Here is a 15,699-nt window from a genome sequence, read left to right as displayed (position 1 = left end):
AGAGGCTAATCATGACGATTTTCAGTGTTTGCGCCCGAGCGAGTCACAAGCACATCCTAAGCATTCACACTTAAAACGCACAAGAACCTATTGCGTCGAAAGTTTGATTGTTGGAATTGTCAGCATGTTCTGAAGTGGTGCTATTTGAAATTCTTTGGATCAGCGCAGCACTATCAACGGGGGCGCCAATGACCGCTTTTAATTGGTCACTGAAGCTTAAAGCGTCTTCATTGATGACTAATACATTGAATAATTTTAGTTTGTCTTGGCAGTTGAATGTGGATTGAGCTACCAGCTGGGCTAGCGATGCTTGCCAGAGTGATTGGTAGTAGAGCGGTCCTTCGTTGGCGATAGCATTGAAGCTATAAGGATAATCCTGTGTTTGTGGCCAGTCTTGACCAAAGCTCGCATTAAACTCCGCACCGAGATCGGGGTAGACTTGTGCACTTGAGTTTTGGTAAAAGTTGACTGCAACCTTAGCGCGAAAGACTTTAAGCTGCTTCGAATAAGCTTTAGCCAGTGTTTCACGCTCCTGTAAATAGGCGTGCTCAAACTGCGGAAAGAGTTGATGGCGCAGTACTTCTGCTAACCAAAGACTCGCCACAAAATAGCTATCTTGATTCTGTCCCATGGCATTGTTGAGGTAGAAATGGCTCGCTTTAGCAAGGGAAGTGACAGCCTCTGCGATGGACTCGGTTAATTGCTCAATGTCTTTGTAGTTACTCAGCTGTGGCTTGAGATCTAAAGCTTGTTGTCCAAATTGCTGGCCGAGTACACTTTGACGCAATGTCTGCTGTTGACTACCTTGTTGTGGATTTTGGTTGTACGCCACATAGATTTCACCTAACAATCTTTGCTGGTGGTAGACCCTGACGATATGCGGTCGATTGGGAACGGCAGGTATTTTATCGACCTTAGTGGTTTCTATGGTCTCAAAGTGTAAACCAAACACTTGCAGATAAGTAAAGCTGCGACTCAAGACGTCAGAAGTTTGCCATGTCGGCCCCTTGGCTGATGCTTGTTGTGACAGGGTTCGCCCAATATCCCAGGGAGCCACTTGCAGATCTTGGGTTTGGCTATCGAGAAAGGCTTTGACTAATTCAGGGGACGATAACTGCTGCGAACTAAGCGCTAATGCGCTGTAATCGGTAAAGCCTGCAGCTGTGGCGGCTTGTTGGCGCTGCTCAGCAATTCGCTCTAATGCCGTTTGATTGGTTTCACTGGCTCTGGCTTGGTAGGCCAGCCATACATTTTGGCGACATACGGCGTTTTCTTGCGTCAGTAAGTAACTGGCGATAGTGCCAGAAAAGTCGCTCTGCTTTGAACTGTCGGGCTTCGGCTCGTCACTTTTATCCTCTTTTTTATGCAGATGATGTTGCTGAGTCACTTCAGGTTGGCATTGGCTGTCATTGAAGGCAAGACTAAATTGTTGACTGCCTAACCCTTGGCCTATGCTGGCTTGCGCTGTATGTAATTTCGCTTTCTCCTCGGCGCGCCAATGTTGTTGTAGCAATTGTTTAAGCTGTTGGCTCAGCAGTATTTGTTCTGCATTGCCTTGGGCTAAGGCGTAGGCGAGTTGGCTCAATTCTGCTTGGCTGAGAAGTTGCGACAGGGTGTCGGCGAGGTGTAACTGGCATTGCAGTAAACCTTCGCGCTCTTCACTCGGTAAGTTAAACCCACGGTAATAGTTGAGTCTGTCGTTGATATTATTAAGCCCTAACATCTGTTGCTCAAAAATAAGCGCGCGCTGGGCCAAGGTTAATTCAGATGCCGTTAAACGCGCATTGGCGAACACAGTCGCGAGATCAATACTTGGTAAACGCAGGCATTGTTCAACTAAAAGGGGAACAGGGCTTGGCGCCGCATAGGCGGCATTCGTAACATAAAGGCTCAAGCCAAACAGGCTAACCAGTAAAGTGGGTTTTAACATGGGTTATGTGTTCTGCATCTGTGATGGAATGAGTTAACTTTGACTTAGTATCCAATTGAGTTAGCTTCAAGTCATTGTTATGCATGAAACCCTGTTCTGTTCTGGATGTCAACGATAAGGGTGGGAGTCGCAAATGTATTGCTATTCAAGGAAGGAGTTACACTGAGCTGCTGAACACTTACATATTCCAGATTAACTAGATGAATGGTGATCTTTCGGCTTTTGATATCAGCCATTACCAACTCAAACCCTGAGGACGCAATGACTGATATTCGCTTACTTCAGACTGAAAAGGTTAGTTTAAATCCTGATTAGGTTGATTTTTCACTGCGATAATCGTGGCACGTTTGGGCGCAGGATAACCTTCAACTGTTTTGGTGATATCGTTAGGATCTAAGTATTCAACCAGTGACTCGTTGGGCATCCAGTCGGTACGGCGTTGCTCAGCAAGGGCGGTGACATCGGTATCGACACAACGTATGTCGGTAAAATCACACTTCTTTAACCAGAGCATGAGCGCGGCAACTGACGGAATGAACCATACATTATTCATTTTGCCATATCTATCCTGAGGCACGAGTACGGCGTTTTCGTCGCCATCTATCACTAACGTTTCTAACACTAGCTCACCACCGGTGCGCAACTGATCACGCAGTTGTAGCAAGTGATCGATAGGAGAGCGTCTGTGATACAAAACGCCCATGGAAAAAACGGTGTCGAATGCATCGAGCGGTGGCAACTCTTCAATGCCAAGGGGCAACAAGTGCACGGGATGATGTGTACCAGCTAAGCGTTTTACCGCTTCAAACTGACATAAAAACAACGGTGAAGGGTCGATACCGACGACACGTTTGGCGCCAGAACCCAACATGCGCCACATGTGATAACCACTGCCGCAACCGACATCGAGCACAGTGCGGTTTTTCAGCGGCGAAATATGTTGCTTAACGCGATCCCATTTCCAGTCACTGCGCCATTCGGTATCGATATGGATACCGTGAATGTGGAAGGGGCCTTTACGCCATGGCATAAACAGACGCAGTAGGTTTTCAAGCTTCTCTTTTTCGCCTGGGCTGAGTTGCTCGCCACTACCGACGGTCACGCTATCGACAAAATCCACTTGGTCGGGAGCAGGATAGTGCAGCTTGTTGAGCACTTTTTCCCACTTTGGCAAGTTGCCGTGTTTATGATCTCGTTGCCACTTGCCTAAAATGCTCGGCAGGGTTTCGAGCCAGTGCTGTAGATTCGAATCGGCGATTTGTTGGTAAAACGAGCTAAAGCTGATCACTTGATGGCCACCATAGAAGCAAAGTTAAAGCATTGGAACCAGAGACTAAAGTGACTAAAGCCTTGGCTGGTGAGTCGTTGTTGATGCGTGGCTAAGGTGTCGGGCTTCATGACATTTTCCAGCGCACTGCGTTTTTGGCTGATCTCGAGTTCGCTGTAGCCATTAGCGCGTTTAAAGTCTAAATGTTGCTCTTCCAATAGGGTTTGGATCGGGGCATCTTCGAAGCGAATTTTTTCTGATAGTACTAACATCCCGCCGGGATTCAGACCTTGATAAATCTTCGCTATCAGGGTTTCTCTGTCTTCTGGCGGTAAAAATTGCAAGGTAAAGTTGAGTACCACCAATGACGCATTTTGAATATCGATATCGCGAATATCACCGCAAACCAGATCGACATCCGTATCGCTGACATAGGCATTCAGGTTCTCTTGGCAGCGTGCGACCATAGATTCACTGTTATCTATAGCAATAATGCGACATTGGCGGCCTTGGATTTGGCGACGAATACTTAAGGTCGCAGCCCCGAGTGAGCAACCCAAATCGTAAATTTGAGTATTTGGCATGACGAAACGATCTGCAAAATCGCCTATGGTATTGATAATTTGCGCATATCCAGGCACTGAGCGGCGGATCATGTCACTGAATACGCCTGCTACACGGTTATCAAACTGGAAATCGCTAATATGCTCGCTCGCTTGAGCGTAGATAGTGTCTTGAGAAACGTTCATCTGAGATTTTTCATGGGAATTCAACTGTGCATTTTAACGAATCAGAGCGATTAGCAGCAAGTCTCATGCTAGTAATTTGCGATAAATTTTTGTCTAATACTTAATAGATAACAAAATCGTTACATGTACATCAAGTACTAAGGGCTCAACTTGAAGTTTGTGATCCACTTAATTGTGATCTTGTGCAGCTGTTTTTTGAGCATAACGGGGCAGGCAAGTCCGTTGTCCTCTGAGCCATTAATCATCGTTATGGGTGAGGATAGCTTTCCCTATCAATATGTCGACAACGATGGCGAGCCGACTGGATTACTGGTTGATTTATGGAAAGAGTGGGCTAAACAAAGCCATACCCAAGTCGTTTTTGTGGCGCGCCACTGGCATGAGTCCCTTGAACAACTGCGGCAAGGTAAGGCGCAAGTGCATATCGGCATGGGGAAAACCCCAGAGCGAGAGCAAGAGTTCGACTTTGCTGTGCCCATCGCCGATGTCGGTACTTTTTTGTATTTGCATAAATCCCTGCAGGGCAAAAAATCCATCAAAGAACTGATCCCCTTTCAAATTGGTGTGGTAGCGGCTTCATCCCATGAAGCGGAATTACACCGTATCGAACCGCAGCTTGTGTTTAAACGCTACGAAAGTCGTGAGAAATTATTGGCAGGGGTCGCCGCGGGCGAGATCGTAGTCTTTGCGGGGTTAGAAGGCTATTTGAAAGATCCCGACTCATCCCAAGAGATTGCCGCAAACTTTCCGAATACTGCACGCCTTCAAATTAAGGCGATGCAGTTTGTACCCGCAGTTCAAAAGGGCAATCTTGCATTAGTTGATAAAATCAATAAAGGTTTCACTGTGCTCGATGCGCACTTTATTCAGCAAACGGAGCGACGTTGGCTTGGCTATCAACGTCAACAAGCTGGGATTGTTATTTCGATGCAACTGGGCGCCGAGCCTTTTGTGGACTTAGGGGTTGATGGTTTACCCCATGGTTTGTATGTGGACATGTGGCAGCTTTGGTCTGAGAAAACGGGTATTGCCGTTGATTTTATTTCTGGTGATATGAACTCCAGCGTGGACGATGTTCGTCGTGGTCTCGCCGATGCCCACATAGGTTATCCTGAAAGTGATGATGTTAAAACGGGCCTTACTCAGGCTTGGCATTTATATACGGTGAAGAGTCGACTCTTTCTCTATCAGCAACAGTTAACCGATTTAGACAGCTTAAAAGGTAAACGTATTGGTGTGGTGCCGACAGCGCCTTATTTGGTGGAGTTGCGTAAAGCATTACCCCAAGTGTCACTGCGTTATTACGACAGTATGGATGCCATGGTGGCGGGGGCGAGGTCTGGAGAAGTTGTCGGTTTTATCGCCGCGGGTGCATGGACATCCCATTATTTACTGCTCAATAAAGGCTGGTCTGACTTTAGCCAGTATCCTGATCTCGAATTTAGCACCAACATTTATGTGCTGACCCGTAGCGATGATGCTGGCCTTACACAGAGGATAGCCAATGGGTTTAACAGTATTAGCAATCAAGAATTTGCTGAGATTGAACATAAATGGATGCTCAATCCTAAAGATCATGTTTTTACCCAAGCTGAGCGCCATGTCAGCCTAAGCCCCGCAGAACAGGCCTATGTGGAAAGTGTAGGCGAACTCAAAGTCGGTTATTTAAAGCAATGGCCACCGATGGAGTTTATGGATGAGCAGGGTGAGTTTGCGGGGATCAATAGCGATATCGTCAAATTGCTCAAGGAACAACTCAAACTTAAGCTCACGCCCGTTGCCTTTGATGATTGGCATTCGTTAATCGAGGCGTTGCAAAAGGGCGAGGTGAGTTTAGCCGGCAGTGTCGCGCAAACGGCGGAGCGCCAGCAGCGTTTAGCGTTTAGTGAAGCCTATTGGCCATCGCCGTGGGCCTTAGTGTCGCAACTGGAACAAGTCTCGGTTTTTAATATTGCTCAGCTCGCAGGTCAAAGGGTGGCTGTGGTTGAGGGATATCATTTAGTGGCGCAATTGATGAGTCTGGAGCCTTCGCTCAAGTTAGTCATAGTGCCAAATACGCAGGCCGGATTAGCGGCCGTGACGAATGGCAATGCGGATGTGTTTATCGATAAAGTGGTGACTTTAGCTTCTGAGCTTAAAACCAGCCACTATCCGACACTGAAAATGTCGCTGCTCAGTGATCTCGCCGATCAGCATAGTCATATTGGTGTTTATCCTCAATTTGCGCCGCTGGTGCCGCTGATTAACAAAGCCTTAGCCTTGATTGACGCTCAACATCAGCAAAAAATATATACGCGCTGGGTGTCATTTTCTGTGGCGACAGAGAGTGCTAAATATCTGCAATGGCTGCGTTATATCGTGTTTGGCGTGATAATCTTGTGCTTAGTGATGGTGGCGGTGTTATTAGTGAATCGTCGCTTAAATCGTGAGATCACCCAGCGATTGGTGGCAGAAAAACGTTTGTTGCATGTGGCTAATCATGATGCTTTAACTCAGTTGCCCAATCGTGCCTTACTTGATGACAGACTAACCCAAGCTTTGCTATCTCATCGCAGAGAACAGGCACATTTCGCTTTGTTATTCATTGATCTCGATGGTTTTAAACAAATCAATGATCAACATGGTCATCCCATTGGCGATGAATTACTGGTACTGGTCGCCCAAAAGTTAACCAAGGTTATCCGTGGCTCAGATACCGTTGCGCGATTTGGCGGCGATGAGTTTGTTATCCTGCTAAATCGTGTGCAAGATCTCGATGCTGCAACCCAAGTTGCTGATAATATTCTACAGGCACTGTCGAGCCCTTTGCTTATTCAAGGCGTCAGTGTCAGCATTGCCGTTAGTATCGGCGTGGTGATTTACCCCCGCGATGGTGACACAGCGATAGGTTTGTTGAAAAAAGCCGATCAGCTGATGTATCAAGCAAAAAGTAGCGGCGGGCGTTGTTATCGCTCAGCTTGATGTTTTTTTGAACGCTCATGCTCAGATAGTGCGTTCGCCTCTAGTCAAGGGCGTAAAACTGTTTGATACTTCACCGCCTAAGTGTGAAGTACTTTGGTAATCGGCATTATTTTACTATAATGCCGCTTTTATCTCGTTTTGATTATTTCCAAAGCACCGGTTTCCGGATAAAGGATAGAGTTAGATGCGCAGTCATTATTGTGGAGACGTCAATAAGTCTCACGTTGGACAAGAAGTTACCTTGGTAGGTTGGGTTAATCGTAGCCGTGATTTGGGTGGCGTTGTCTTTTTAGATTTAAGAGACAGAGAAGGTCTCATCCAAGTGGTCTATGATCCAGACTTACCTGAGGTGTTCAATGTCGCTAGCACGCTGCGCGCCGAATTTTGCGTTCAGGTCAAAGGCTTAGTTCGTGCCCGTCCTGATAGCCAAGTCAATGGTCAAATGAAGACGGGTGAGATTGAAGTCTTAGGTCAAGCCTTGACGATTATCAATGCTGCCGATCCACTGCCATTGAGCATGGATAACTACCAGAACAACAGCGAAGAGCAACGTCTTAAGTATCGTTACTTAGATTTACGTCGTCCAGAAATGGCGCAGCGATTAATTTTCCGCGCTAAAGTGACCAGTTCTGTGCGTCGTTTCCTCGATTCAAACGGTTTCTTAGACATAGAAACACCGATCCTGACCAAGGCAACCCCAGAAGGTGCCCGCGATTATTTAGTACCAAGCCGTACTTATAAAGGTCAGTTCTTTGCCTTGCCACAATCGCCACAGCTGTTTAAACAGTTACTGATGATGTCAGGCTTTGATCGTTACTACCAAATCGTAAAATGCTTCCGTGATGAAGACTTACGTGCCGACCGTCAGCCAGAATTCACCCAAATCGATATCGAAACGTCTTTCATGAGCTCTGAGCAAGTGATGGCGAAAACCGAAGAGATGATGCGTGGTCTGTTCCTTGAAATGCTGAACGTCGATCTCGGCGAGTTCCCGCGCATGACCTACAACGAAGCGATGCGTCGTTTTGGTTCAGATAAGCCAGATTTACGTAACCCATTAGAGCTGGTGGACATTGCCGATTTACTCAAAGAAGTGGAATTTGCGGTATTCTCTGGTCCTGCGAACGATGAAGAAGGTCGTGTTGCTGCACTGCGTATTCCGGGCGGCGCTGCACTGTCTCGTAAGCAAATCGATGATTACACTAAGTTTGTTGGCATCTATGGCGCTAAAGGCTTAGCGTGGATGAAGATTAATGACCTAAGCCTTGGCTTAGAAGGCATTCAATCACCTGTGCTGAAATTCTTAAACGAAAGCATAGTCAATGAAATCGTGAGCCGCACGGCAGCGCAAACTGGTGACATTATCCTGTTTGGTGCAGATCAGGCGACTGTGGTTGCCGAATCTATGGGCGCACTGCGTCTTAAAGCGGGCGAAGATTTCAGCTTATTGCAAGGTGAATGGCGTCCACTGTGGGTAGTTGACTTCCCAATGTTTGAGAAAATCAACGGCAACTTCCACGCGGTTCACCATCCGTTCACCGCACCGCGCGGCGTAACGGCAGCTGAACTTGAAGCTAACCCAGCAAATCGCGTTTCTGATGCTTACGATATGGTATTAAACGGCTGCGAATTAGGCGGTGGTTCAGTGCGTATCCACAACCAAGAAATGCAGTCTGCGGTATTCCGTATTCTGGGTATTACTGACGATGAAGCTAAAGAGAAATTCGGCTTCCTGTTAGAAGCGTTGCGTTACGGCACACCGCCACATGCTGGTTTAGCGTTTGGTTTAGACCGCATCATCATGCTGATGACGGGCGCAAGCTCAATCCGTGATGTGATGGCGTTCCCGAAAACCACCACTGCCGCTTGTCCGCTGACTAACGCGCCTGGTTTTGCCAATCCGCAGCAATTAGCTGAACTTGGTATTGCCGTGGTTGAGAAAGCTGTTAAAGCGGAAGACTGATCTTTTGTAAGAGGGCTTTGTAAGGCGACTTTTGTAAATCGACCTTATTCAAATCGACATTATGTAAATCGTTTTAGTGTAACTCATTTTTGTGTAAGTCGATTTGGGTTAACCCTTGTCAGTTATTTTTAGTCGTACCGAAAACCGAGGCATGAGCCTCGGTTTGTTTTAGTGAACCGTCATTCCACCGCTTATCAATATCTGTTAGTTCAATCCTTTAAGTAAATAGCCGTTATTTAGTCTTATTCCACCTTCGGCTCTTGATAAGCTTTGCGATGGCACCTAGATGATACCTAAGTAGAGGAGACTTCCCATGGCAGGTCACAGTAAATGGGCCAACATTAAGCACCGTAAAGCGGCTCAAGATGCTAAACGCGGTAAACTCTTTACTAAATTCATTCGCGAGTTAACCGTTGCAGCCCGTGAAGGTGGCTCAGATCCCGACTCTAATCCACGATTACGTGTCGCCATCGATAAAGCCCTCGGTGGTAATATGACCCGAGACACGGTTGAGCGTGCGATTAAACGTGGCGCCGGTGAATTAGAAGGCCAGCAACTCGAAACCATTCTCTATGAAGGTTATGGCCCAGGCGGCACCGCTGTGATGGTTGAAACCATGACGGACAATCGTAATCGTACTGTGAGTGGTGTACGTAATGCGTTTAGTAAATCGGGCGGTAACTTAGGTACGGATGGTTCGGTTTCTTACCTGTTCACTAAGCGTGGAGTGTTATCCTATGCGCCGGGAACCGATGAAGATGCATTGATGGAAGCGGCGCTTGAAGCGGGCGCGGAAGATATTGTCAGCTATGATGATGGCGCAGTGGATGTGTTTACCGATCCTGTTGATTTCTATACGGTGAAAGAGCTGCTCGATAACGCCCATTTTGTGGCGGATAATGCCGAAATCGCGATGGTAGCCTCGACGAAAGCTGAGCTTGATCTAGAAACCGCCGAAAAATTTATGCGCCTTATCGATACCCTTGAAGATCACGATGATGTGCAAGAGGTGTATCATAATGCGGAAATCTCCGATGATGTGATGGCAAGCCTAGGCTAGATTGACTGTGAGCTGAATTAGGGCGTCAATTGATGCCCATTTCAGCCCGCAAACGCTAACGTAGGAACAGGGACGCAAATGTAGATCCCCTATAAGGTATTGAATGGCAATTATTTTAGGTGTTGACCCAGGTTCACGGATCACAGGCTACGGCGTGATCCAATGTCAGGGACGGCATCAGATTTACCTCGGCAGTGGCTGTATTCGCACTTCGTCAGAAGAGCTGCCTGGCAGGCTCAAGCAAATATTTGATGGGATCACTGAGATTATTCGTCAGTATCAACCGGACGAATTTGCGATTGAGCGCGTATTTATGGCAAAAAATGCCGATTCTGCACTCAAGCTTGGTCAAGCACGTGGCGCGGCGATTGTCGCCGCCACCGTCGCCAATTTACCTGTGGCTGAATATAGTGCGACTCAAATTAAAAGCGCAGTCGTTGGTACGGGGCGAGCACAGAAAGCCCAAGTACAACACATGATCCAACAACTACTTAAATTACCCGCAGCCCCACAAGCTGACGCCGCAGATGCACTCGGAGTTGCTGTGTGTCATTATCACACCAGCCAGAGTTTAATTGCATTGAGTGGCCGGGCAACGGCAAGAACATACGGACGGTACAGATGATAGGTCGTTTACGGGGCGTGCTCGTTGAGAAACAAGCACCAGAAATTTTGATCGATGTTAACGGTGTCGGTTACGAGTTGCAGATGCCACTTACTAGCTTTTATGAGCTGCCTGAAGTTAATCATGAAACTATGGTCTACACCCACTTTGTGGTACGTGAAGATGCACAGCTACTCTATGGTTTTATCACTAAGCAGGAAAGGGCGTTATTTCGCTTACTGATCAAGACCAATGGTGTCGGTCCCAAGCTCGCACTGACCATTTTATCAGGCATGACAGCCGGAGAATTTGTGGGCTGCGTTGAGCGCGATGACATAGTGACCTTAGTGAAATTACCGGGAGTGGGTAAGAAGACCGCCGAGCGGTTACTGGTAGAAATGCGCGATAAGCTCAAGAGTTTGATGGAAGCCTCAGCAGGCTCTGAGCGTGAGTTCGTGCTGCAATCCAATTACTCACCCGCGCCGACAGTCAATAGCGCCGAAGAAGATGCTATTTCAGCTTTAATTTCACTGGGTTATAAACCACCGCAGGCGAGCAAATCGGTTTCTGCAGCCTACAAAGAGGGCATGGATTCAGAAACCCTGATCAAAGCCGCCCTTAAATCGATGCTTTAATTGAACAATGATGATAATTAAGATGAAAGCTGCGATAAGGAATAATAATGATTGAGGCAGACAGACTCATCCAGCCGCAGATCCAAGCTCAAGATGAATCCATCGATAGGGCGATGCGCCCTAAAATGCTCGATGAATACACGGGTCAAGATGACACTCGGGCACAGCTTAAGGTGTTTATTCAAGCGGCAAAGAATCGTAATGAAGCCTTAGATCATATGTTGATTTACGGTCCGCCGGGATTGGGTAAAACCACCTTAGCCATGATTGTGGCGAACGAGATGGGGGTGAACATTAAATCCACTTCGGGGCCTGTGCTGGAAAAAGCGGGCGATCTCGCCGCACTTTTAACCAATCTCGAATCCGGTGATGTGTTATTCATCGATGAAATCCACCGATTAAGCCCTGTGGTGGAGGAGATTTTGTATCCGGCGATGGAAGATTATCAGCTGGATATTATGATAGGTGAAGGGCCGGCAGCGCGCTCTATCAAGCTTGATTTACCGCCGTTCACTCTAGTGGGGGCGACAACACGGGCAGGGGCTTTGACTTCACCACTTCGGGCGCGTTTTGGGATCCCGCTACGGCTTGAATTCTATAATATCAAAGATTTAAGCACCATAGTCACGCGTTCGGCGCAGGTGATGGAACTGGATATTGATGCTGAAGGTGCATTTGAAATCGCACGCCGTTCACGTGGTACACCGCGGATAGCTAACCGACTGCTTCGCCGCGTGCGGGATTACGCGCAGGTGAAGCATGATGGCGCTGTCACTAAGTTTGTTGCCGACCATGCACTAGACTTGCTGGATGTCGATAATGAAGGTTTCGATTACATGGACCGCAAGTTACTACTCGCCATTATCGATAAGTTTATGGGTGGCCCAGTTGGACTCGATAACTTAGCAGCAGCCATAGGCGAAGAACGCGAAACTATTGAAGATGTGCTAGAACCCTTTTTGATCCAGCAAGGCTTTATCCAACGCACGCCCCGCGGCCGTATTGCAACCGCACGGGCATATCAACATTTTGAGTTGATCAAACCCGAGTAATCATCAGTTTGATGATACAGACTCTAAGAGGCGACCTAAGTGGTCGCTTTTTTATAAAGAAAATTTTTCCTTGAATGTGGTCCGTATGAGATGTAAGTCATTTATTTAAGAATAAGAAATAGGGAGTGTTTAGAGGGATTGGAAGCTAATACTTATATTTAAAATTAATATGCAAGATCAGTAACAAATAGTCATTTCAAAGGCGTGCAGAATTATTTGTACCTTAATTGTTAAACCATAATTTTAGACGTTGTTAAAATGCATAATTAGCACAATTGATACATAGTGTATCTCTGTTTTAATGCAATTTATCTATGTTTATCGGTATTTTAGCGCTTTGGCTATCTGTGGATATTGCTAGATATGCAGATTTAACAATAGTTAATCAATACACTGTTCTTCTAGATAACTTTAATAATGATTTAAAAGTGTGATCCGCATCACATTTTTTAATGTGCAAAATGTTGCGCTTATGTTTCCCGTTAACAGTCTTAAAGTCTGCTCAATATCAATCTGGTGGTGATTAACTCTGCGTAAGTGTGGTTAATAAGGGTGTTGAAAAATAACATTCAAATTAATTAACCAAATAAATCACAATAATTAACAATATGGTTTTATTGGTTAAAATTTTGAGCATTGACGGAGTTAAAGTGAATCCTCAGTATCAGGTGCAACACTAGTACAGCAATAGCTGTACAAGCTGTAAGCATAAAAATAATAGTAAGATCTAGGGAGCATTCATACATGATCAAAAGAACTAAAGTAGCGTCAGCTATTAACTTAGCTATCGTTGCATCTATCACTACTGGTGCATTTGTTACGTCAAGCGCATTTGCTGCTGAAGAAAAAGCAAAAGTTGAACGTATTGAAGTGACAGGTTCACGCATTCAACGCCAAGATATGGAAACAGCATCTCCTGTGACCGTTATTGATGCTGCTGCGATTAAAGCGGAAGGTTTTACTTCTGTTGACCAAATGCTGCAAGTACAGACTTCGATGGCGGGTGCGGCAATTGGTTCAACAACAAACAACGGTGCAGACGGTGTTGCACAAGTTGATTTACGTGGCATGGGTTCACAACGTACGCTTGTGTTATTAAACGGTCGCCGCATGGTGAACTCTGGTTCCGGTGCTAACAGCTCTGTGGATTTGAACTCTATTCCAGTCGCTATGATTGCACGTGTTGAAATTCTGAAAGACGGCGCATCAGCGGTTTACGGTTCTGATGCGATTGCTGGTGTAGTGAATATTATCACTAAGAAAGACTTTGAAGGTTTCCAGCTCGATTTTAACGGTAGTGGCACTGACAAGGGTGACGGTAAAAATGGCGACGTAAGTGCACTATACGGTTTCAATACCGATGGTGGTAATTACACCTTTGGTGCTGCTTTTTCTGACCGTCGTGGCGTGATCCAAGGTGACCGTGATTGGACTGAACCTGGTGCAAGTTCATTTATCCCTGAAGGTACTTTAGGCGGCAAGATTAAAGATGCCAATGGCAACTGGGTAGACCGTTCATACGGTTATGATTTTACCCAAGATAGTTACTATCAAACACCAAGTGAACGTCGTAGTTTATTTGCTAACATGACTCAAGAGTTAGGTAATGATGTTGTGTTAACTGCAGATGCTATTTATACCAACCGTCGTTCTAACCAGCAAATGGCTGCTCAACCCGCTGATCTTATGCTAAATGTTTGCGGCGCGGCGGGCGTTCCAGCCGGAGCTCCATGTGTAACGCTTGATAGCGGCATGATCGCAGCAGGTATTAAAGCCGATGATAAGGGTTTAGTTAACTATCGTCGCCGGACTAACGATGTAGGTCCTCGTATTTATACTCAGGATACTGATACTTGGCGTTTATCAGGTGGTTTAGCGGGCACCTTAGATGTTCATACTGGTATGAATTGGGATGTAACCTACACCTATGGTAAAAACCAAGCTAAAACTGCAGTAGATAATTCTATCAATGCATCAGATATGCTTGATTCGATCTATGCAAATCCTAATGCATGGTTTAGTGGCACCCCATTAACACAGCAAATGATTAACGAAATCGGTTATTCAGAGCAAGCAAATGGTGGTAATGAGCAACAAACACTTTCTGCTGGTTTAAATGGCGAATTGTTTGATTTAAAAGCAGGTGCCGTTGGTTTTGCGATTGGTGCAGAATACCGTCGTGAAAGTGGTTTTTATAATCCTGATCCTGTAGTTGTTGCTGGTGAAAGTACTGCTGCTCAACAAGACCCTACAGATGGTAACTACAACGTTATCTCTATTTTCCAAGAAGTAAGTGTGCCTTTCACTGAGAAATTAACGGGTGAATTTGCGCTACGTTTAGATGATTACTCTACTTTTGGTAAAGCAACGACTTGGAAGATTGGCTTAACTTATGCCGCAACGGATGAGTTAATGGTTCGTGGTGTAGCGGCTACTGGTTTCCGTGCTCCAAGTGTTGCTGAATTGTATGGTGGTAACTCAGGTTCGTTTGATTATTTAGATGATCCATGGGGCAATGCTCAAGATCCACAAATTTTAGTAAATCGTACATCAGATCCAGATTTAAAGCCTGAAGAATCAGAGTCTTATACGGCTGGTTTAGTGTATTCGCCAAGCTATCTTGATGGTATGTCTGTGACTTTGGATTACTGGAGTTTCAAAGTTGATAACGCGATTGCGCGTATGGACACTCAAGCAGGTCTAGATGCATGTCATAGATTCCAAGTAGATGGCGATGCAACAGGTGCAGCATCTTGTGAAATTTTCAATATCGGCGCTAATGGCGATTTAGATAATTTAACGAATGCTTTAACTAACGTGGGTACACAAGACACGAGTGGTGTAGATTTCAACTTAGCCTACAGCTTTGAGCTTATTGGTTTAGATTGGAAACTAAACAATGACACAACTTACTTAGTTAACTTCGAGCAGGATGGTGAAAGCTATACTGGTACTATTGATGGTAACTTTGGTGCTTATGCCCGAGTTCGTAACAACTTTAGCTTGTCAGCGGGTCAAGATGATTGGAGTGTTATGTACTTCAATCGTTATATCGGCGGAATGACAGATCTAGCTCAAGGTACTGATGTAGACTCAATTTTGTACCATAACATTTCTGGTACTTATCATATCAATGATATGACGACTGTCAGTTTAGGCGTTAAGAATTTCACTGATGAAAAACCAGTTACTGTTTCTAACGGTAGCGATGGTGGTACAGTTCCACAAGTATATGACACAGTCGGCCGCGTGATTTACGGTGGTGTAACTGTTAAATTCTAAGCTAAGTTCAGACTCTTAGTTTCTAAAAAGCGCCTTAGGGCGCTTTTTTATTGGGAGTTTACGAGATGATTTTAGAGTCGCTAATCATCCGTTGATTGGTTGTTAATATCGTATTTTGTTCACAGTTTTCAACATCACACTTCTTAACGAATGTAATAGCGCTAGAGTCGTCTCGATTCGCATGGTAATATAAATG

General features: G+C 45.7%; 10 protein-coding genes. 7 read left to right on the top strand and 3 right to left on the bottom strand.

Features of this window, described 5'->3' with window-relative positions:
• Positions 1-70: 70 nt before the first annotated feature.
• From AAA952_RS05950 to cmoA, 3 genes are all read right to left on the bottom strand, one after another.
• The gene (locus AAA952_RS05950; protein ID WP_338255275.1) at positions 71-1,930 is read right to left on the bottom strand and encodes a peptidase M3A; all 1,860 of its coding nucleotides are present in this window, start codon (positions 1,928-1,930) and stop codon (positions 71-73) included.
• Positions 1,931-2,225: 295 nt separating this feature from the next.
• A complete protein-coding gene (cmoB, locus tag AAA952_RS05945) occupies positions 2,226-3,218 on the bottom strand; it encodes a tRNA 5-methoxyuridine(34)/uridine 5-oxyacetic acid(34) synthase CmoB (protein WP_263161339.1) in 993 nt (330 codons plus the stop codon).
• Entirely contained in the window at positions 3,215-3,946 is a 732-nt protein-coding gene (cmoA, locus tag AAA952_RS05940) for a carboxy-S-adenosyl-L-methionine synthase CmoA (RefSeq protein ID WP_263202463.1), read from the bottom strand. Before cmoA ends, cmoB begins: the two co-directional genes overlap by 4 nt.
• Before the next feature lie 150 nt (positions 3,947-4,096).
• Here cmoA and AAA952_RS05935 point away from each other — a divergent pair, with 150 nt between their 5' ends.
• The 7 genes from AAA952_RS05935 to AAA952_RS05905 all read left to right on the top strand — a co-directional run bounded on the left by AAA952_RS05935 (position 4,097) and on the right by AAA952_RS05905 (position 15,503).
• On the top strand, positions 4,097-6,907 hold the full coding sequence (locus tag AAA952_RS05935; protein ID WP_338255271.1) for a transporter substrate-binding domain-containing protein: 2,811 nt from the start codon (positions 4,097-4,099) through the stop codon (positions 6,905-6,907).
• 184 nt (positions 6,908-7,091) lie between these two features.
• Positions 7,092-8,870, top strand: coding sequence for an aspartate--tRNA ligase (gene aspS, locus AAA952_RS05930; protein ID WP_338255270.1), 1,779 nt, complete (start codon positions 7,092-7,094; stop codon positions 8,868-8,870).
• A gap of 313 nt (positions 8,871-9,183) precedes the next feature.
• Positions 9,184-9,930, top strand: a complete 747-nt coding sequence (locus tag AAA952_RS05925; protein ID WP_338255268.1) for a YebC/PmpR family DNA-binding transcriptional regulator — start codon at positions 9,184-9,186, stop codon at positions 9,928-9,930.
• Between the two features lie 103 nt (positions 9,931-10,033).
• On the top strand, positions 10,034-10,555 hold the full coding sequence (ruvC, locus tag AAA952_RS05920) for a crossover junction endodeoxyribonuclease RuvC (RefSeq protein WP_006081743.1): 522 nt from the start codon (positions 10,034-10,036) through the stop codon (positions 10,553-10,555).
• The gene (ruvA, locus tag AAA952_RS05915) at positions 10,552-11,169 is read left to right on the top strand and encodes a Holliday junction branch migration protein RuvA (RefSeq protein ID WP_006081742.1); all 618 of its coding nucleotides are present in this window, start codon (positions 10,552-10,554) and stop codon (positions 11,167-11,169) included. Before ruvC ends, ruvA begins: the two co-directional genes overlap by 4 nt.
• 47 nt (positions 11,170-11,216) lie before the next feature.
• The gene (ruvB, locus tag AAA952_RS05910; RefSeq protein WP_028759854.1) at positions 11,217-12,221 is read left to right on the top strand and encodes a Holliday junction branch migration DNA helicase RuvB; all 1,005 of its coding nucleotides are present in this window, start codon (positions 11,217-11,219) and stop codon (positions 12,219-12,221) included.
• A 744-nt stretch (positions 12,222-12,965) separates the two neighbouring features.
• Positions 12,966-15,503 carry a TonB-dependent receptor plug domain-containing protein gene (locus tag AAA952_RS05905; protein WP_028759855.1) on the top strand — a complete coding sequence of 846 codons (2,538 nt, stop codon included), beginning with the start codon at positions 12,966-12,968 and terminating at the stop codon, positions 15,501-15,503.
• Positions 15,504-15,699 lie beyond the last annotated feature (196 nt).

Source organism: Shewanella sp. M-Br (genome assembly GCF_036245925.1).
Lineage (GTDB): Bacteria > Pseudomonadota > Gammaproteobacteria > Enterobacterales > Shewanellaceae > Shewanella > Shewanella oncorhynchi.
The sequence above is the reverse complement of the archived record's forward strand: the minus strand, read 5'-3'. Positions and strand labels throughout refer to the sequence as shown.